At 52.1% G+C, this 18,197-nt stretch carries 17 protein-coding genes; 10 read left to right on the top strand and 7 right to left on the bottom strand.

All coding sequences use genetic code 11. The annotated features are described in order from the left end of the window. Positions 1-105: 105 nt before the first annotated feature. Entirely contained in the window at positions 106-633 is a 528-nt protein-coding gene (locus L21SP2_RS06070) for a universal stress protein (RefSeq protein ID WP_024267619.1), read from the top strand. Here L21SP2_RS06070 and L21SP2_RS06065 read toward each other — a convergent pair. Then, positions 569-1,078, bottom strand: a complete 510-nt coding sequence (locus L21SP2_RS06065; protein ID WP_041401261.1) for a hypothetical protein — start codon at positions 1,076-1,078, stop codon at positions 569-571. The genes L21SP2_RS06070 and L21SP2_RS06065 overlap by 65 nt on opposite strands. A gap of 62 nt (positions 1,079-1,140) precedes the next feature. Continuing rightward, positions 1,141-1,860, bottom strand: a complete 720-nt coding sequence (gene msrA, locus L21SP2_RS06060) for a peptide-methionine (S)-S-oxide reductase MsrA (RefSeq protein ID WP_144082944.1) — start codon at positions 1,858-1,860, stop codon at positions 1,141-1,143. A gap of 100 nt (positions 1,861-1,960) precedes the next feature. Between msrA and L21SP2_RS06055 the strand changes: the two genes are divergently transcribed. The 4 genes from L21SP2_RS06055 to L21SP2_RS06040 all read left to right on the top strand — a co-directional run bounded on the left by L21SP2_RS06055 (position 1,961) and on the right by L21SP2_RS06040 (position 5,771). After that, entirely contained in the window at positions 1,961-2,869 is a 909-nt protein-coding gene (locus tag L21SP2_RS06055) for a hypothetical protein (RefSeq protein WP_041401260.1), read from the top strand. Positions 2,870-2,956: 87 nt separating this feature from the next. After that, a complete protein-coding gene (gene deoD, locus L21SP2_RS06050; protein ID WP_024267616.1) occupies positions 2,957-3,655 on the top strand; it encodes a purine-nucleoside phosphorylase in 699 nt (232 codons plus the stop codon). Between the two features lie 10 nt (positions 3,656-3,665). Then, entirely contained in the window at positions 3,666-4,484 is an 819-nt protein-coding gene (locus L21SP2_RS06045; protein WP_024267615.1) for a J domain-containing protein, read from the top strand. 96 nt (positions 4,485-4,580) lie between these two features. Beyond that, on the top strand, positions 4,581-5,771 hold the full coding sequence (locus L21SP2_RS06040) for a HAMP domain-containing protein (protein WP_024267614.1): 1,191 nt from the start codon (positions 4,581-4,583) through the stop codon (positions 5,769-5,771). Between the two features lies 1 nt (position 5,772). Here the strand turns inward: L21SP2_RS06040 and L21SP2_RS06035 are convergent, their stop codons facing one another. Continuing rightward, positions 5,773-6,267, bottom strand: coding sequence for a hypothetical protein (locus tag L21SP2_RS06035; protein WP_024267613.1), 495 nt, complete (start codon positions 6,265-6,267; stop codon positions 5,773-5,775). A 204-nt stretch (positions 6,268-6,471) separates the two neighbouring features. Here L21SP2_RS06035 and L21SP2_RS06030 point away from each other — a divergent pair, with 204 nt between their 5' ends. Next, the gene (locus tag L21SP2_RS06030; protein WP_169730435.1) at positions 6,472-7,170 is read left to right on the top strand and encodes a metal-dependent transcriptional regulator; all 699 of its coding nucleotides are present in this window, start codon (positions 6,472-6,474) and stop codon (positions 7,168-7,170) included. A gap of 35 nt (positions 7,171-7,205) precedes the next feature. On the opposite strand, the gene L21SP2_RS06025 is transcribed toward L21SP2_RS06030, so the two are convergent. Further along, entirely contained in the window at positions 7,206-8,189 is a 984-nt protein-coding gene (locus L21SP2_RS06025) for a D-2-hydroxyacid dehydrogenase (protein WP_024267611.1), read from the bottom strand. A 92-nt stretch (positions 8,190-8,281) separates the two neighbouring features. Between L21SP2_RS06025 and L21SP2_RS06020 the strand changes: the two genes are divergently transcribed. From L21SP2_RS06020 to L21SP2_RS06010, 3 genes are all read left to right on the top strand, one after another. Further along, a complete protein-coding gene (locus L21SP2_RS06020) occupies positions 8,282-8,524 on the top strand; it encodes a hypothetical protein (protein ID WP_024267610.1) in 243 nt (80 codons plus the stop codon). A 144-nt stretch (positions 8,525-8,668) separates the two neighbouring features. Then, entirely contained in the window at positions 8,669-10,519 is a 1,851-nt protein-coding gene (ilvD, locus tag L21SP2_RS06015) for a dihydroxy-acid dehydratase (protein WP_081719486.1), read from the top strand. 39 nt (positions 10,520-10,558) lie between these two features. Continuing rightward, positions 10,559-11,956, top strand: a complete 1,398-nt coding sequence (locus tag L21SP2_RS06010; protein ID WP_144082943.1) for an alanyl-tRNA editing protein — start codon at positions 10,559-10,561, stop codon at positions 11,954-11,956. A 36-nt stretch (positions 11,957-11,992) separates the two neighbouring features. Here L21SP2_RS06010 and L21SP2_RS06005 read toward each other — a convergent pair whose 3' ends face one another. From L21SP2_RS06005 to metH, 3 genes are all read right to left on the bottom strand, one after another. Continuing rightward, a complete protein-coding gene (locus L21SP2_RS06005; protein WP_024267607.1) occupies positions 11,993-13,285 on the bottom strand; it encodes a PQQ-dependent sugar dehydrogenase in 1,293 nt (430 codons plus the stop codon). A gap of 12 nt (positions 13,286-13,297) precedes the next feature. Then, the gene (locus tag L21SP2_RS17950) at positions 13,298-13,456 is read right to left on the bottom strand and encodes a rubredoxin (protein ID WP_169730434.1); all 159 of its coding nucleotides are present in this window, start codon (positions 13,454-13,456) and stop codon (positions 13,298-13,300) included. Between the two features lie 163 nt (positions 13,457-13,619). Beyond that, positions 13,620-17,108 (bottom strand): methionine synthase, encoded by a 3,489-nt coding sequence (gene metH / locus L21SP2_RS05995; protein WP_053335604.1) that lies wholly within the window; start codon positions 17,106-17,108, stop codon positions 13,620-13,622. A 289-nt stretch (positions 17,109-17,397) separates the two neighbouring features. Here metH and L21SP2_RS05990 point away from each other — a divergent pair, with 289 nt between their 5' ends. After that, positions 17,398-18,195 carry an alpha/beta fold hydrolase gene (locus tag L21SP2_RS05990; RefSeq protein WP_024267604.1) on the top strand — a complete coding sequence of 266 codons (798 nt, stop codon included), beginning with the start codon at positions 17,398-17,400 and terminating at the stop codon, positions 18,193-18,195. The last annotated feature ends 2 nt before the right edge of the window (positions 18,196-18,197 follow it).

Below are 18,197 nucleotides of genomic sequence, written 5' to 3'. Positions count from 1 at the left end.
CGGTGGCGCATATCAACCCGGTGGCGCATATCAACATGACATCCGTTGAGTGTTTCATGTTGCACAAACCTTCTTATCTGCTACAATTGAATTCAGGAGGACAGTATGAAAAACATATTAGTCGCCCTGGATTTCACGCCGGTATCAAATATAATTGTAAACTATGCCAGAGAACAGGCCATGAAATTTGATGCGGATCTTACCCTTCTCCATGTTGCCACCGCCGTACGGGACCTGTATATAGGCTATAACCTGGGTTCTCAGGATATTCTGGGTGCAGGCATGCCGATGTACTATAGCGATGAGGGCGTAATGGAAGTCATAAAACAGGAACTGGAAAACGAGCACGAACAATTAACTTCCTATGTAAAGAACCTGAAGGGTGAAGATATCCGGGTTTCCGCTGTCCTCAAACAGGGACCGGTGGTGGAAACCATTCTCGAACAGGCTGATAAGCTGGACGCTGATTTGATTATGATCGGAAGTCACGGGCACAATCCATTAAGAAGGGTAATTTTAGGCTCGGTTTCCGAAGGGGTTGTTGCAGACGCATGCTGTCCGGTGATGGTTATTCCTTCGGCATGTGGAGAGGAGAATTCCCGGAAGGAAGATACTCAAGAAGATGACGGGTAAACGCCTTGACGGATTCCACGTTAAACCCGAAGCGCTCAGCTTCCACCATCAGAGTTTCGCCTTTTCCAGAACGAAATCGGACGGTCTTTGCCTGGTCAGAGGCAAGTTCAACCATTCCCACATCCGAGCCCAGAAGGCGCTTCAGGAATCCCGGTTTTTCCGCATACAGCAACCGGGCACTTGAAAGAGGAATTTCCAACGAAGTATCCACGGGCTCCCTTCTGTTTCCGGTGAGGGATTCCACCCAGTCCTGCTTATCGAAGGCAAAATGAACCAGGACCGGTGAATCCGGCGACCCGGAAATGAAGCATACACCCCAGCGGGTCTGAGCCGGTCTTCCGTTCTTCACCACGGCAAGTTCGGCACTGCCGATAATATGCAGATCGTTTCCGTAGTATTTTTCAAGGATTTGTCGTGAGCTGTGCCCCGTATCGCTGCTGGTCATATCTGCTTATACCAAAAAAAAGCCCCGGGAACAATCCCGGGGCAGGCTCTCCCGGCTTCATATTACAGATCAAGCTCAAGTACGTTGATCTTGTCTTCACCTTCAAGGCCCAGCTTTTCCATTTTGGGACGGATCACGGCGGCACAGTATCCGTAGTTGGGATTTTTTTCATAGAAATCCTGATGATATTCCTCCGCAGGATAGAATGCGGTAAGCGGTTCAATCTCCGTTACAATGGGATCGGGCCAGTCCTCCTGGGCTTCCTTCATCACCTTCCGTGCGGTTTCAGCCTGGGAGTCATCATGGGTGAGAATTATTGACCTGTATTGGGGGCCCACATCAAGTCCCTGTCTGTCGGGAGTTGTAGGGTTATGTGCCTTGAAAAACAGTTTCAATACCTGCTCATAGCTGATCTTTTCAGGATCATAGTAAAGCTGTACTACTTCAGCGTGGCCGGTTCTTCCGGTGCTTATTTGCTGATAGCTGGGATTTTCCAGTTCTCCCCCTGCATAGCCGGAAACGGCACCGTAGACGCCCTCGATGGGCTCGTATACCGCTTCTACACACCAGAAACAGCCTCCACCCAGGGTCGCTATTTCATGGTTTTCAGGAATATCTTTCATATAATCCACCTCCGGGGCTCTATGTTGCCCGCTGTCTGACTCCCGGCTCTCCTCCCCTCCTGATGCAAACAGGGCCGGGGCAAGTAACAGGCAGACGGCAATTACCATCAGCCTTGGAAGACGGAACAGCGCATGGTTCTTTTTAGAAAGGTTTTTCATAGTATTTACCTCAGGATTAATATACAAATCCGCGCCATGAAAAAGCAAACTGTATCCGATAAATTATGGCATCCCTACCTGAATCTGATATACTGTGATTATGGATCAGGCATTTATACGGAAATACGAGGCTGCTTACGGTACTAGCGAATTGAAACTCGACAGTTACCTGATTCACAGGATGGGTCTGAAAAAACGGCATACCTTCATCAAGCTCAAGGATTTTTTTCTGTATGCCGTACCGGTAAAAATCGGATTTACATCGGGAAAAATTCTTTTAAGCATGAGCGAACGGGAAATTGCGTTATTGGAATCAATGAAGGAGAGTCCTCAGCAGCTCCGAATGCGTTTTGTATCACCCAGATTTTCCCATGAAATCGGATTATTTCTGAAAATACTCATCAAACAGATACACAGCGGAAACGGAGCAGGAAACGCAGTTTTGGTAGACCTGAAGATCCTGTCTCCCTCAGATGATTTCAAAACTATTCTCATTGACCTGTTCCAGCTCTATGAAGAACTTGAACAGGCATGGGAGGCTAGGAAAGAGAGTAGAACAGGGATCCCAACAAGGCTGCTCCAGCAGGCAGAAATCAGTTCCGCCCTTCACCTGATAATTCCCGGAAGCGGTCGATACAGATGTCTGGTAAAGGAGATCGGGCTTACCACGTGCAGTCTCTATATATCCAAAAGTCTCGCCCCTGCCCTGAATAACGGTATTGAACAGCTCTCACTGGAAGTTGTATGGTCCCAGGGTTCTTTTCTTGTACAGGCCGCCATAACCGGAACAATCCAGGACACCCACCAAGAAGGCGTCAAACTGCTGACTGCGGAACTACAGTTCTCCCCGGCACTGACAGATTTGCTTCTTCCCATGATCAGAATGATCGAGGAAAGAACCGGTGATCCGCCCCGTGAGGATGGAGGGGAGAACGGCGATTCCCAGAGCTACAATGCCCAGGGTGGCGATTCCCAGGGCGGCGATACAGAAGAGGCGGAGATTACATAATTCTACACTACAGGCGGAGAATGGCTTTCAGCCGGATGAAGAAAATCGCCGGCACTGAGACCGCCCGCCGAAAAACGGAGGAATAACATGAGTATTCATATCAATGCGGAAGCAGGAAAAATTGCACCTACGGTATTATTTCCCGGAGATCCGCTCAGAGCCAAGTATTTTGCCGAAAAATATCTGGAGAACCCGGAAACAGTAAGCGATTTGCGGGGAATGTACTGTCTCAGCGGAGAATATAAGGGAAAACGGGTGAGTTTCATGGGTTCCGGTATGGGACAGGCTTCTCTTTCCATCTATGCCAATGAACTCTACCGGGATTACGGAGTGGAACAGATCATCAGAATCGGCAGCTGCGGATCCATCCAGGAGCATGTAAAGGTGAATCAGATCATTCTCGCCCAGGGAGCCTGCACCAACGGAAACATGAACCGCCGGCGCTTCAACAATCTTGATTTCGCCGCAATTTCAGATTTCACCCTTCTCAGCAAGGCATACACTACGGCCAGAGATCGGGGACTGGACGTCCACGTGGGCAATATTCTCTCCACCGACAGCTTTTATGATTCCCATCCTGAGGAGTGGAAGCTGTGGGCTTCATACGCTGTGCTGGGAATTGAAATGGAAAGTGCAGAACTGTACACCCTGGCTGCCTCCTACGGAAAAAAAGCGCTGAGTATTCTCACGGTAAGCGACAGTCTGCTGGACAGCAGCCACGATATTCTTCAGGACAGGGAAAAAGGTATGGGGGCGATGGCAGAACTGGCCCTGGCACTGGCATAATCTTCTTTCCATGAAGGACTCCCAGTCCGGCGGCCCGGAAGCCTATACCGATGAATCCCAACGGCTTTCACGATCCCGGATAATTCAGCTTCTTGAAACCATCCGGGAGAACCGCAGCTACAGCTTTCAGGAACTGAAACTCATATACCGGATTCTCAGTAAATCAACCCATCCTGATCTTCACAATCAGGATGGGGAACTGTTTATAAGAGTGCAGGAAGTGTATGAGCAGGCCCTGCAGCGCTTCCGGCAGCAGCAGAGTTCAACTGCTGTGTACGGCACAGCCGCCTCACCCCATACGGTACCGGGTCACCGTCTCCTGAAGGAACTGGGCTACCAGTTCAGCATCTCTCCGGGGATGAAATTCCATATATTATCCCAGCAGTATTTCCAGAAGGCGGTGTACCGGAAAAAGGTCTATGCAAATCAGGCCATGCACCAGCGAAACTATCGGATCATTCAGGGGATGGAGTTCTGGGCCGGCGAATATGAACCGGAATTTGTGGAGATTTTCCAAAACTTCCGATCCAGTCTGAACCGAATTCTTCCCCTCACCCAGGATACCCAGAAATATATCCACAGCATGCGAATTCTCATGAAAGGGATTATTGCCTGCAGCTGGTATCATGAGCAGGGTGCAGTGCGTTACCTAAGCATGGCTGAGGATCGGCTTCGCGGGGGAATCAGCCTATGTGAACCTCTGGGACGGTCCATTTCCGCAGCCCCTGTTCTCTGCCGGCTGGGGTATTTTTATCTCAGAGAGTTGGAAAAACCTCCCCTGGAATTTCAATCCAGACAGGGATACTGGGAGAATTTCAGAATTCTCTGACCCCTGCATACATCTGTATGAAGATTGAATATCTGTATATAGATTCTGCATAAAGTTATAGACACTCACATCAGCCGCTGATACAGTTCTTTCCGAATGTTGTACGGATTCGGCCGGACCCAGGGCCTTCGAAGAAGTTTTATAATTCTACCTCTTATTACCCTGCTGAGCATGGTACTAATCAGTATTTTTCTCACAGGGGTCATACGCTCAAATACCCTCAGAGAAACCCGGAGAATTCTTGAAGCCTCTGCTCAATTTTTCTCTGCCGCATTTCTCACTGAATTCCAGGACAGAGAGGGGAACTCTCCGGACTGGGCCCAGGATTATACCAGCAAACTTGCAGATCAGGCGGATATACGGATCACCGTAATTCAGGAGGACGGTACGGTTATCGCCGATAACTGGGCTCAACCCTCAGAGATGGATAATCACGCCCTCAGGCCGGAGATCAGCTCCGCGTTGCTTGGACGGGAAGATCATACCACAAGATACAGCTCCACCCTCAATGCGGACCTGATGTATTTCGCCCGGCCGCTGGCTCCCCCGTCGGAGTTTTCCGGTGAGCAGCTGGTTATAAGGACCGCCTCCAGACTCACCCAGACGGAAGAGCTATTGGCCAACAGCTACCGGGTAATCGCTATTATCAGCGGTATAATTATCAGCTTATCCATCATCGTGATAATCACCCAATTACGGGCGATTCAGAAACCCTTGTCCAAGATCCTATCAGCCGCGGAAGATATTGAACGTGGAGAATGGGAGCTGGATCTCTATATTCTCCGGCCCTATGAGTTTGCAAGCATTGCAAGGGCGATGAAAAAGATGGCCAAGGCACTGAAACATCAAATAACAGACCTGAACCGTCAGAGAGAAGAGCTCCAGAGAGTGTTTAATCTTCAGAAGGATGTGGTGATGGTATTGGACCGTCATCAAATTATTATTCAGCACAATATTCCGGCTGCACGTTTTCTCATGAAACGTGAATCGGAGCTTCATGATTCTGATTTCCGCGAAGATACACTTCTGGATGCAAGCACACGCCGCCTCACGGGCTCAAGCATGCTCAGCTATGTGAGAAGTTCTGAACTGAACAGAATCTTTGAGGAGGCCCGGGACAGCGGGCGGCTGAGCAGAGGCCGTTTTACCCTCTACACGGATACCGCAGAGCACTTTGAATGCTATATTACTCCCATCACCAGGTTCAGCAGGGATCACAGTATCAGCCGAAATAGACAGGACGGGAATCAGGATCAAGAGGATTACCTGCTGGTTATTTACCGTTGAATCACTCAGAATCTTCCGCAGCCCGGTTTTCCAATTCAATTACCTGATTGAGTCTGTCCAGCTGCTCCTGGAGCTGACGGTCCTTACTGATGAGATCGGATAAAAAGGTGTCAATATCTCCGGCGCCCAGCCGTGGATTTTCAGCCTGTATCGACAGATCCGAGAGATACTCTTTCCACCACTGAGTCGCTTCCCTGAGCCTTTCCAGGGGAACGGTGTTGGCATCCACTCCATTGAAAACCACCGATTCGATGATCGGGTCAGTCTGACGTATTAATTCATCAAAGGCATTCAGAACCAGTCGAAAATCATCCTGATTATGAAGCCTGGCTGGAAGCCTGGGTATCTCCGGCCCCTGGGGTACGGAGATTCTAAGGTTTTCATCCGACTCTTCGCTTGTCCCTGATGCATGCAGGGAGGGGGAAACAGACAGAACTCCCAGCATCAACAGCAGGAGCGGAAGAAATCTCAGCCTGTTATTATGTGCCCAATTCATGAAAACCTCCGGGAAGATGTATCGGGAGCGCGTAAGGCGATCCGTTTCTTGTATTATAGCCCAGCATTCCTTCTGCGCCAACACAGCGGGAATCTGGAAGGAAGCTGCTACTGTCACACAGGGTATGGAAACACTGGAATTTGGCAGATTCAGGTGAAAACGCTGTGCATAAAAGCAATTTCCGTATATATTTTGAAAATGGATATGGAATTTGAAGATATTTTACAGACGTTTCCCGCAGCAAGCGATTACCTTTCTGCCATTTACCTGATCAACCGAGATCACGGTCATGTATCGAACTCGAAACTGGCTGACTGGCTGGATGTAAGCAGACCTGCTGTGAGCCAGGCGGTCAACAGATTGAAAAAACTGGATCTGATCACCCAGGAAAGATATTCCCACATACAAATGACCGAAAGGGGTTCACGGTTTGCCGTAAAAATGCTCCGCCGTCATTATCTGCTTGAACATTTTCTCATGGATCATCTTGGATTCACCTGGGATGAAATTGATATAGAAGCGAAGCGACTGCAAAACAATATCTCTGACATTTTTGAGGAAAGGATGTTCAAAGCCCTGGGCAAACCCCAGACCTGTCCCCACGGCAACCCCATCCCCGGAACAGATGACGAAGAAAAAATCCTTGCTTATCCCCAAATTTCCGGGGCAGAGGAAGGGGAATCCGGGATATTTTCACGCATCACCGAAGAGGGCGAAGAGAAGGAAGGGCTGCTGAAATACATTCACGAGCATGAAATCCATTTAGGCGACAGATTCACCGTGAAAAGCAGGAAGGAAGATGGTTTACTGGTAGATTTTCAGAGGCAGGACAACGTCCAGTCTATGGAAGAAATAGTTCTCCCCAGGGAGTTTTGTGACTATCTCTGCTATTCCCCGGCGTAACATAGGAGTATAGGGAGCTTAGCTGAGGGAGTGTACTACACCCTGCCCCGCTGCACGTCGTTCACCACATTCACCGGCTTTCCGTCCATCCAGGCCTGAATATTGTCTGCGGCTATCCGGATCGCCCGTTCCCTGGCATCACGGCTGGCCCAGGCAATATGGGGCGTGAACAGCGTCTTGGGATGATGGATCAGTGCTGAGGCAGGTTTAGGCGGCTCCTGGTCATACACGTCAGCGGCGTAGCAGATCAGCTTTCCGTCATCCAGGGCATCAAGGACTGACTCCTCGTGAATTACCCCGCCCCTTGAAGTATTCAGCAGTACGGTTCCCGGTTTGATCCTGCTCAGAAGGGACGAATCCACCATCTCTCTGGTATGGGAGTTCAGGGGAGTATGAAGGGAAATGAAACTGCTGCGCTCGAAAAGCTCTTCCATGGGCACCGCATGAACCCGGCCCAGATTAATATCATCCTGGGATCCCCCGGGGAGCGTCCCGTCCTGCTTCCGGGAAATGAGCACCTCCATGCCGAAAGCCCGGGCCATTTCCCCCAGCTTCCTGCCGATGTCACCGTAGCCTATAATTCCCAGGGTTTTCCCGCTGAGTTCAACCGGAGCAGTACGGATGTAGGAGAAATCAGCCGATGTTTCCCAGTCTCCGTTTTTCACCGAATTGTTGTAGTCCCAGACCATATTGGTTACGTGAAGAATATATGCAAACACCATCTGTGCAACCGAATCACGGGAATATCCGGGGATATTGGTCACCGGTAATCCAAGCTGATGGGCATACGCGCTGTCAACAGTGTTATACCCGGTGGCCAGTACTCCGATATATTTCAGCCGGGTAAGCAAATCCATCATATCCCGTCCGATGGGCACCTTATTGGTGAGAATCACTTCAGCGTCTGCGGCACGGGTCACCACATCCGCAGCCTTCATCCGGGGATATATATGGAGGTCGCCCAGTTTGGCAACCGGATCCCAGCTCAGATCGCCGGGATTCATGGTATGTCCGTCCAATATGCATATCTTCATGTGATGAGTATAAGAACGGATGGAAAAAGAGTCCAGAAAATCCTTTTCCCGTTCCGCAGTTGTGCTATACTGGGCGTATGCCGAAACTACACGATTTATGCCAACAGTTCTGGGAAGAGATTTCTTCCGCCGCTCCCAAAGGAGACCAGACCCGAAGCCCTGAAGAGATTGTTGAGATTGCCTACGGATATATGCAGAACAATCTTCCCAGGGATGCCGACGTACTGAAGCGCCATTTACTGGTGTTATCCAGGGAAATGAATATTCAGCCCCTGAAATATGACGAGGTTGAACAGCTGACAGAAAGTCTGTTCGGCTGATGAGTATTCGGTTCTCTTATTAGTATTCCGCTCCGTCCCGGGGGTTTCCGGTGATCCCGGCGGCATCCTGCATGCTGATACGCCACTTGCGCAAGCCCCGTAGAAATTATACAGTTCATCTGTATATTTATACGGGAGCGCAGAATGCCACGATTACGAAGTACCACAAATACCTCAGGTAGAAATATGGCCGGTGCCAGGTCGCTCTGGCGTGCCAACGGGATGCAGTCCGATCAATTCGGAAAGCCCATCATCGCAATTGCAAATTCGTTCACTCAATTTGTTCCGGGCCATGCTCATCTTCATGATATCGGACAGGAAGTGAAATCGATTATTGAAGAAAGCGGCTGTTTTGCCGCCGAGTTCAACACCATCGCCGTTGATGACGGGATCGCCATGGGTCATGAGGGAATGCTTTATTCTCTGCCCAGCCGTGAGGTGATAGCAGACAGCGTGGAATACATGGTGAACGCCCACTGCGCCGATGCTCTTATCTGCATATCCAATTGCGACAAAATAACTCCGGGCATGCTCATGGCGGCCATGCGGCTGAATATTCCCACCATTTTTGTAAGCGGCGGTCCAATGGAAGCAGGCAGAGTGGGAGATGATCGTTATGATCTGGTTGATGTGATGGTTATGGGACCGGACAGCTCGGTGAGCGATCAGCAGCTCTCAGTGGTTGAAGAGAATGCCTGCCCCACCTGCGGAAGCTGCTCGGGAATGTTTACCGCCAACAGCATGAACTGTCTGAATGAAGCTCTGGGACTTGCGCTTCCGGGAAACGGCACACTTGTGGCGACCCATGCGGGACGGCGGGAACTGTTCCGCAAAGCCGCCGGGCGGATTGTGGAGCTGGCACGGGAATACTATGAGAATGATAATTCTGATGTTCTTCCCCGTTCCATCGCCAGCCGCCAGGCCTTTCTCAACGCCATGAGTCTGGATATCGCAATGGGGGGAAGCACCAATACCGTTCTCCATCTGCTGGCAATCGCCAGAGAAGCCGAGGCGGAATTCACCATGGAGGACATTGACCGCCTAAGCAGAAACATTCCCTGCATCTGTAAAGTGAGCCCCAACAGCAAGTATCATATTGAAGACGTCCACCGGGCCGGGGGAATTATGGGCATCCTCAGCGAACTGGCCGATGCAGGGCTGATCGACAGCTCGGTGAAACGTGTGGACTCCCCTTCCCTGAAGCAGACTCTGAACGAATACAATATTTACGAATCCCGGGGACGGGTGACAGAGGATGCACGATATTTCTATTCCGCTGCGCCGGGGGGTGTGAAGAACCTGGTACTCGGAAGCCAGAAATCCCTCTATAAAACCCTGGATACTGACAGGCTCAACGGCTGCATCCGGGATGTCGGACATGCCTATTATCCCGACGGAGGACTGGCAGTACTCACCGGCAATATCGCCCGGCGGGGCTGCATCGTGAAGACCGCAGGGGTGGATGAGAGCATTTTCCGTTTTCAGGGCCCGGCAGTGGTCTTCGCGAGTCAGGATGACGCCATCCATGGCATACTCAACGGCAGGGTGAAATCCGGGGATGTGGTAATTATCCGCTATGAAGGCCCCAAAGGCGGTCCGGGAATGCAGGAGATGCTCTACCCGACCAGTTACCTGAAGAGCATGAAGCTGGGAAAATCCTGCGCTCTGATCACCGACGGACGCTTTTCCGGAGGCACCAGCGGCCTCTCCATCGGTCATGTAAGCCCCGAGGCGGCCGCCGGAGGGGAAATCGCCCTCATAGAAGATGGAGACAGCATCCAGATAGATATTCCCCAGCGGAGCATTTCCGTTCAGGTTTCCCCGGAGGAGTTGGAACGACGGCGTGAACGTCAAAACAGGCGGGGCGCTGCCGCATACACACCTGAAAACCGGGACAGAAAGGTGAGCAGGGCGCTGCGAATGTACGCGCTGCATGCCACAAGCGCCGACCAGGGGGCCGTCAGGAGACTTCCCGGAGAAGATGTTCAAAGCTGATGAAAATATGGTATGAAGGATGTTGCCGGAGGTAAATTTATGAGCCAGAATGGCAGCAGCCTGTATCATCAGCAGCCATACACACGAAACATTCAGACCCGCATAGAAGCAATGCATCAGCTGGAGCTTGACGGCCTGTCCAGAACCGCAGTTGTATTCCGGGAGAGCCAATTTTATCCCCGGGGGGGAGGTCAGCCCGGAGACCGGGGCAGTTTTGAAGGATACCCGGTACTGGATACCCTGAAAGGATCGGATATCCCGGGGTTTCCTGGGGATCCTTCCTCCACAGTTCATGTCATGGAACTCAACGGAAAGCTGCGTCCCGGCGATCAGGGGGAGCTGAGCCTGGACTGGAAGCACCGTTGGGACTATATGCAGCAGCACAGCGGTCAGCACCTCATCTCCGCCGCCTTTTGGCTCATCGGCAGCTACCCCACCATCTCGGTGCACCAGGGGAGTGATTATACCACTGTTGAATTTCAGGCGGGAGACATCCCGGATAACGATATTCTCAGGGCAACGGAACTGGCCAACCGCTGCATCTTGGCACGGCTGGATATCCGTTCCCGGCAAATCAGTGAAGAAGAACTTGCGAACCTGCCCCTACGCAGAAGCCTGAAGGTGGAATCCCGGATCAGGGTGCTGGAGATTGGCAGATTCAGCCCGTCGGAGAATGCCGAACTTCCTGCCATTCTGAAAGGTTCGGAAGATGCCCGTCTTGAACCGGGCAACAGTGATGATCTGCTGCTGGATGTGGTGGGATGCGGGGGCGTACATCTGCGCAACAGCGCAGAGATCCGGCTGATCCATCATCTGAAAACCGAGAGAATCCGGGGCCGGGTTCGGCTGTACTGGAAAATCGGAGACAGAGCCCTTGAAGATTACCGCATGAAGGAAGATGTGTGCGGCAAAACCGGCACCATGCTCAGCCGTCCTCCGGAGGAAATCCCCGGGAGAGTATCCGAGCTTCAGCATGAAATCAGCAGTCTTAAAAAAGAGCTGGGTGTGCTGAAACGCCGTCAGCTGATGAGCAGAATCGATGAAGCTCTTTTCCGCACCCCGGACCAGGAGGATGGTTCGGACAATTTGCACAGCGCCCCCGGAATCTCCCTCTTTCTTGAGGAAGGAGATATGAATGATTTGAGAGACGCTGTGAAATATCTGCAGAAACTCGAGGTTCAGACCGCCGTTCTGGGGGCATATGATCATGACGAATCGGCGGACGGGGAATCGAAGATTTTCTGGTGCCTTATGGACCGCCGGGATCCGTCACTTGAATTCGACAGTATCAAAAAGGATATTCTTGAACCTATGAATGCACGGGGGGGCGGAAAAGCTCCGGTATGGCAGGGAAGCATGCCGGCAGCTACTCCCGGGGATGGGAGGCTGCTCATTCAGCGTTTGACTGCCGGATTTTCCCGGCATAACGATGCTTAGTGAGGGCTTCGCCACCACATGAAATTGTCCCTGCAGTTATTCTGCGGGGATGAGACGGTAAAGCCCTCCGTTATCTGCGTCTGTCAACAGGTAGATATAGCCGTTCTCATCAACCCGCACATCCCGAATGCGGCCCAGTTCCCCGGATAACAGCTGCTCCTCTTCATAGCCGGGGAATGCGCCGGGATTTTCATTGATGGGCCAGAGCGACCGTCGATCTTCCCAGCTCCGGGGCAGCTTCACAAAGCGCAGATGCGCTCCTGCAAGCGCACCGGCAAATAATCCTCCGTCGAAGCCCCGTTCGCCGGGCATGGCAAATACGCCGTCTGAGGGGTATACCGCCAGTCCACTGGGAGCAATTGAAGGCGTCCAGTGAAGCAGCGGCTCCTCCACTCCGGGCATGCTGCTGCGGCTGCTCACAGGGCTGCCGTCGTAGTTCACCCCGTAGCTCACCTCAGGCCAGCCGTAATTCCTGCCTTCCCGGATAATATTGATCTCATCGCCCCCTTTGGGACCGTGTTCGTGAGCGATGAGCAGTTCTCTCCGGGGATCCCAGGCCATCCCCTGCACATTTCTGTTGCCGGTAGTGTAAAGAGTCCAGTCTCTTCCGCTTCCGTCGTTCTCCACGGGATCAAGACGCACAATTCCCCCGGCACTGTCACCGTCATCCTGTGCCCGGCCGGAGCTGCCCCGGTCACCGGTACTCACATACAGCATTCCCCGATTATCCATAGCAATTCGGCTGCCGTAGTGGATATTGCTGGGGGTCGCATTCTGCATCTCATACAGTAACGTCAGATTCTCCAGCCTATACCCATCGGTATTGAATCGGCCCCGGTACAGGGCGGTGGCCGATCCGCTGATTCCCCTGGGTTTGGAAAGGCTGAAATAGACAAACCGGTTCCGGTGAAAATCAGGATCGGGGAAGATATCCAGCAGGCCGCCCTGACGGCGTACATGAATGTCAGGAAGACCGCGTACCCGGTGAAATTCTGTTTCACCGCCGGATACGGAAGCATCGGCTGGGGGAAGATTGGTGAAGTAATAGAGTTCTCCGGGGCGGAGTGCAATAAACCCATCAATCCCGGCACCCCGGGAGGAATTCTCTCCGGGAAGAAGTCCCAGGGACCACGGGCGGTTCAATCCCCGAACCAGCTCCTGAACCCGGAACTCCACCCCTGAGGCTGAGCTGTAGCTGCGGGGCAGAGTTCTTCCAACGGCGTCCGGCTGGGCGTAGAGCCCGAATGATGTAAACAGAAAAAGCATGAGCATCGCCGCAGCATATATCCGGCGCAGAAGCCGGGTTTTCAGCACTGCATTGTCAGGCATAGTTTTCCCTCCTCAGTCCAGGGGATCAAAAAACGACGAATCCTGATAACAGATCGGACAGGTCCAGTCCTCAGGAAGATCTTCGAAATCCGTACCCTCTTCTATGCCCCCTTCGGGGTCGCCCTGTTGAGGGTCATAAATGTATCCGCAGTTGGAACATATATATCGCATAATTCCTCCCTTGCCGTATAAGCCGGTTTCAGCTCTTCTGTTTCCTGCATCTTTGCCGGGTTTCTGCAGCTTTGCCGGGGAAAGTACTCGGCCGGATTCACCAGCATGCTCATCCGGACAAAATGTACTGTTTTTTCCATTCCGGGGAAATTTATTTCCCTGCCTAATCAACGTTGAAATACTTCGCCTGTGGATGATGAACGATGAATGCACTGGTGGTCTGCTCCGGGACCATCTGATCCTCTTCGCTCACCACCACACCGATCCGTTCACTTTCCAGAATATTGCAGAGAATGCGGTTCTGGTTCAGATCGGGACAGGCAGGATAGCCGAAGCTGTAACGGCTTCCCCGGTATTTCTGGATCACAAAATCGGAAATTCCCTGGCCGTCTTCCTCGGTAATGCCCAGTTCCTGACGAATTTTCAAATGCCAGTACTCCGCAAGGGCCTCGGCGGTTTCCACGCTCAATCCGTGGAAGAGCAGATAGTCTTTATAGGCTCCCTGATCATAGAGCTTCTGATTATGCTCATGGGCGGCCATCCCCACTGTTGCGATCTGAAGGGCGATAACATCCTTCCGGCCCCCTTCCCGGGGCAGAAAATAGTCTGCGATGCATTGCCGGGGAGCTTCGGACTGACGGGGAAAGGTGAACCGGGCCATCTCTTCGTCTGTACCGGGAGCATACATAATTACATCTTCCCCCTGACTGTTGCACTCAAAGTAGCCGTATATCACCTTGGGATGCAGCAGTTGCTCTTCCCTGGCCATGGATTTCAGCTGCTCAAATTCCGGCCGGACATGGGATTCGATAAGATCTTCATACTCTGCCTTGCTGAGTTTGCCCCGCCGGTATCCCCATCGACCCCGAAACAGCACTTCTTCGGTAAGATATGTATAAACCTCATCCAAATCTATGCCTTCAACTATCTTCGTGCCGAGAAAAGGTGCCTGTGGAATGTTCACCGACCGGTCCACCTCGATTTTTTCCGGCACATCCTTTTTAATTCTCGGCCTGGGTGCGGGGCGCTTGCTTCTCTTTTCTTTTTCGGCCGCCACGAATTGGTCAAGACCGTCATTTTTTATAAGGTTCATCATATTGAGGCCTGCAAACGCATCTGCACAGTAGAGAACCGGACTATCCAGCTCCCTTGCGCAGGTATCCCACACGTAGGAGGGTGTGAGTGCGGCTCCACCCAGAAGAACCGGAATGTGCACCTTTCTCCGCTGCAGTTCCTCAAGATTATCCTTCATCACAATGGTGGATTTCACCAGAAGACCGCTCATACCGATTGCATCGGCCTGAACTTCCTCGGCTTTTCTGATAATGGTATCAATCTCGCATTTGATTCCAAGGTTATACACCTTATAACCGTTGTTGCTGAGAATAATATCCACCAGATTTTTTCCGATATCATGTACATCTCCCCGGACCGTGGCGAGAACAATGGATTTCTGCTCACTGGACTCCCGGCGCTCCATGTAGGGTTCGAGAATATCCACGGAAAATTTCATCACTTCGGCTGACTGGAGAACGAACGGAAGCTGCATCTTGCCGGCTCCAAACAGGTCGCCCACCACCTTCATGCCGGGGATGAGAATGTCATTGATAATTTCCAGGGGGCCGATCTTCTCCATTGCCTGCATCAGCAGCTGATCCATGTTTCCCTTGGAACCCTGAATAATTTTCTGTTGAAGCTGCTCCTCCAGGGGCAGGTTCTCCAGCTGGATCTCACCGCCGGCCTTCTCCTCCGGACTCTTGGAATCAAAATGGGAAATGAACTGAAAAAGCGGAGTACTGCCCTCCGGCGCATCCGGCGACTCGTCCAGTCTGTTGTGAATCAGGTTCCGCGAGACGGCAATATCTCCTTCGCTGAGATTCGCCAGGGGAACGATGTGCTTCAGATTCACAATGGCCGAATCCAGCCCTGCTTCCATGGCATCATGTAAAAACACGGAATTCAGCACTTTCCGGCTGGAAGGATTCAGCCCGAAGCTCACGTTGCTCAGTCCCAGAACCGTACGCACCCCGGGAATTTCCGCCTTGATCCGCCGGATCCCTTCCAGGGTTTCCATGGCTGAGTTCACCATGCTTTCATCACCTGCACCCAGAGTGAATGTCAGAGGATCGAATATCAGATCTCCTGCTCTCAGCCCGTGACGGTTCACGGCAATATCGAAAATCCGTTTGGCAATGGAGACCTTCCGATCAACATCCTTGGCCATGCCCTCTTCGTCGATGGTCAGGGCAATGAGTGCCGCGCCATAGCGTTTCGCCAGGCGGCAGATGGCATCCGCCCGCTTTTCCCCGTCCTCCAGGTTGATTGAGTTGATAATCGCCCTTCCGCCGTACATCTGCAGGGCGGCTTCCATAACAGGAAGCTCGGTGCTGTCAATCACCAGGGGCAGTGGAACCTGGGTGACCATCCGGGAGAGTACCTGACTCATATCCCGCACTTCATCTCTTCCGGTGTAGGCCACACACACATCCAGGGCGTGCACGCCGGTCTGGACCTGCTGTCTGGCTACATCCACCAGGCCGTCCCAGTTCTCATCCAGGAGAAGCTCACGGAATTTTTTACTTCCGTTGGTGTTGGTGCGCTCGCCGATAAAAAATGCCGAATTGTCCTGAGTCAGGCTCTGGGCGGCAAAAATTCCGCTCACTGAGTCGGGGATGGATGGGGTGCGCTCAGCCGGTTCGCGAATTCCCGCTTTCTGTATTGCGGCGTCCAGTGCGGATATAAACGCCGGGGTGGTACCGCAGCAGCCCCCTGCTATGCGAACCCCGTCCCGCTGGATAAAGGAAAGCATGCTGTTTACATAATCCTCAATCTGGAGTGTGTACACCAGTTCGCCGTCCACGTTCTGGGGCAGTCCGGCATTGGGCTGCACGGATATGGGAAGGCTGCTGAGACTGCTCAGCTGCTTCACATAGCTGACCATATCTTCCGGCCCGGTTGCACAGTTCATTCCAAGGGTATCGATTCCCAGGGGGGTGATGGCGGCCACCACCGCAGGCACTTCCGTTCCCACCAGGAGAGTACCGGTGGTCTCCACGGTGAAGGAAACCATAATGGGTACAATTCGCCCCAGTTTTTCCATCTCGTCCTGGGCGGCTACAACGGCGCATTTGATCTGGAGGGGATCCTGACAGGTTTCAATGAGAATGGCATCGGAACCTCCCTCAAGCAGTCCTCCTGCATGATCCCGGTAGGATTGATACATGCTTTGCCAGTCTGTTTGGCGAAGACTGATCAGCTTGGTGCCCGGTCCCATGGAACCGGCTACAAAACGGGGCTTTCCGGGAATGGCATTCTGCCATGCATCGGCGGCTTCTCTGGCAAGAGTGGCTGAAACCCGGCTTATTTCCCGGGCCCTGTCCTGAATCCCGTATTCCGCAAGAACGATGGAATTGGAGCCGAAGCTGTTGGTTTCTATAATGTCACTGCCTGCTTCCAGATAAGCTTCATGAATGGCCCGGATTTTTTCGGGAATCGTGACATTGAGGATCTCACTGCACCCCAGCAGCCCCTGATAATCTTCGTCGGTGGGTTCCAGGGCGTGTATCTGGGTTCCCATTGCCCCGTCAAAAAGAGCAATCCCCTGCTCTATCCGGTCTGTGAATGTTTTAATTGCTGATGTATGCCTGCTCAATGTTTCCCCCATGTATAATTAAATCAATGTATCGCGATTTATCGTTATGTTCAATAGTTGATCAACTCTCTCATATTACCTGCCCCGGCTGAATTGTTTCCGCCGTTACCACTCCCGGCGGGGTTTCGTACGCGCATTCGCCTTCCTCACTCCCGCTGGCGTCGCCCGGGATACAGGCCCAGACTATACCAAACACCCGCCTTCCTGATATTTTATTGTCAACCTACCGGCTGATTCATATACTTTCAATACAGACCGAGCGCCGGCTGAATCCTGAGGAGTTTGCACTGTGAAAGATTCACGGAGAATTATTTGCATACACGGATATGGAGTAAGAGGCTTTTTCTGGACTCCCATAAAACTCCACCTTGAAGAATACTTTACAGAAGTTATCACCCCTGACCTGAAAATGGAAGATATTCCCAGCGCCATCACTGAAGTGCGGGAACTGGCGAAGATTCATTCCCGGGAATCCGGTCAGCCGGTTATTCTCTTCGGCCACAGCCTGGGAGGCATCCTCTGCGCCATGGCAGCCAAAGATTTGGAAAAACACGAACTCCACAGCCTGATAGTTATGGCCTCCCCGTACGGAAGGCGAAAAAAGGGGATACATCCGCTGGTCAAATTTATGCTGAAGCACAGACTCATTCCCGGATGGGCGGTAAGATCCCAGTTTTTCGGAAAACACACCCCGGTACATCTTCAGAAAGAACTGTTCAACAATGCAGTACCGGAAAATCTATCAATCCAGGAAGCGGTTGCCGAACCCACATGGTTTCACAGCGAGGAGGTGAAGCGACCCTTCGGCTTTCCTGTATTGGGCCTGGCCAGTGAAGCAGACAAGATCGTATCCGGCAGGGAAACACAGCTGTTTACCGAAGCACTGGGAGGACTGTTCTACAGCTTTCCTGAAAATCTGCAGATCGGGCATGATGACTTCACCGTACATGAGCCCGCCATTCAGCAGCTGCTTCGGGTGCTGCTGCCGTTTCTGGGGAAAAACTATGAGCTGCCCCTCCCCAAAGACGCGCTACTGCTCACAGAAGACGGGGATGATTTTGAGAGGCAGCTCATGATGGATCTTTAGTT

Source organism: Salinispira pacifica (assembly GCF_000507245.1).
GTDB lineage: Bacteria > Spirochaetota > Spirochaetia > DSM-27196 > Salinispiraceae > Salinispira > Salinispira pacifica.
This window is presented reverse-complemented; position numbering and strand designations above follow the sequence as displayed.

What these genes read in the sequence shown, in the direction of transcription:
- L21SP2_RS06030 (WP_169730435.1), top strand. Translation starts at nt 6,472, where the DNA reads ATGGAATTTGAAGATATTTTACAGACGTTTCCCGCAGCAAGCGATTAC.
- ilvD (WP_081719486.1), top strand. Translation starts at nt 8,669, where the DNA reads ATGCCACGATTACGAAGTACCACAAATACCTCAGGTAGAAATATGGCC.
- L21SP2_RS06020 (WP_024267610.1), top strand. Translation starts at nt 8,282, where the DNA reads ATGCCGAAACTACACGATTTATGCCAACAGTTCTGGGAAGAGATTTCT.
- deoD (WP_024267616.1), top strand. Translation starts at nt 2,957, where the DNA reads ATGAGTATTCATATCAATGCGGAAGCAGGAAAAATTGCACCTACGGTA.
- L21SP2_RS06010 (WP_144082943.1), top strand. Translation starts at nt 10,559, where the DNA reads ATGAGCCAGAATGGCAGCAGCCTGTATCATCAGCAGCCATACACACGA.
- msrA (WP_144082944.1), bottom strand. Translation starts at nt 1,860, where the DNA reads ATGAAAAACCTTTCTAAAAAGAACCATGCGCTGTTCCGTCTTCCAAGG.
- L21SP2_RS06065 (WP_041401261.1), bottom strand. Translation starts at nt 1,078, where the DNA reads ATGACCAGCAGCGATACGGGGCACAGCTCACGACAAATCCTTGAAAAA.
- L21SP2_RS06055 (WP_041401260.1), top strand. Translation starts at nt 1,961, where the DNA reads ATGGATCAGGCATTTATACGGAAATACGAGGCTGCTTACGGTACTAGC.
- L21SP2_RS17950 (WP_169730434.1), bottom strand. Translation starts at nt 13,456, where the DNA reads ATGCGATATATATGTTCCAACTGCGGATACATTTATGACCCTCAACAG.
- L21SP2_RS06035 (WP_024267613.1), bottom strand. Translation starts at nt 6,267, where the DNA reads ATGAATTGGGCACATAATAACAGGCTGAGATTTCTTCCGCTCCTGCTG.
- L21SP2_RS06045 (WP_024267615.1), top strand. Translation starts at nt 3,666, where the DNA reads ATGAAGGACTCCCAGTCCGGCGGCCCGGAAGCCTATACCGATGAATCC.
- L21SP2_RS06005 (WP_024267607.1), bottom strand. Translation starts at nt 13,285, where the DNA reads ATGCCTGACAATGCAGTGCTGAAAACCCGGCTTCTGCGCCGGATATAT.
- L21SP2_RS06070 (WP_024267619.1), top strand. Translation starts at nt 106, where the DNA reads ATGAAAAACATATTAGTCGCCCTGGATTTCACGCCGGTATCAAATATA.
- L21SP2_RS06040 (WP_024267614.1), top strand. Translation starts at nt 4,581, where the DNA reads ATGTTGTACGGATTCGGCCGGACCCAGGGCCTTCGAAGAAGTTTTATA.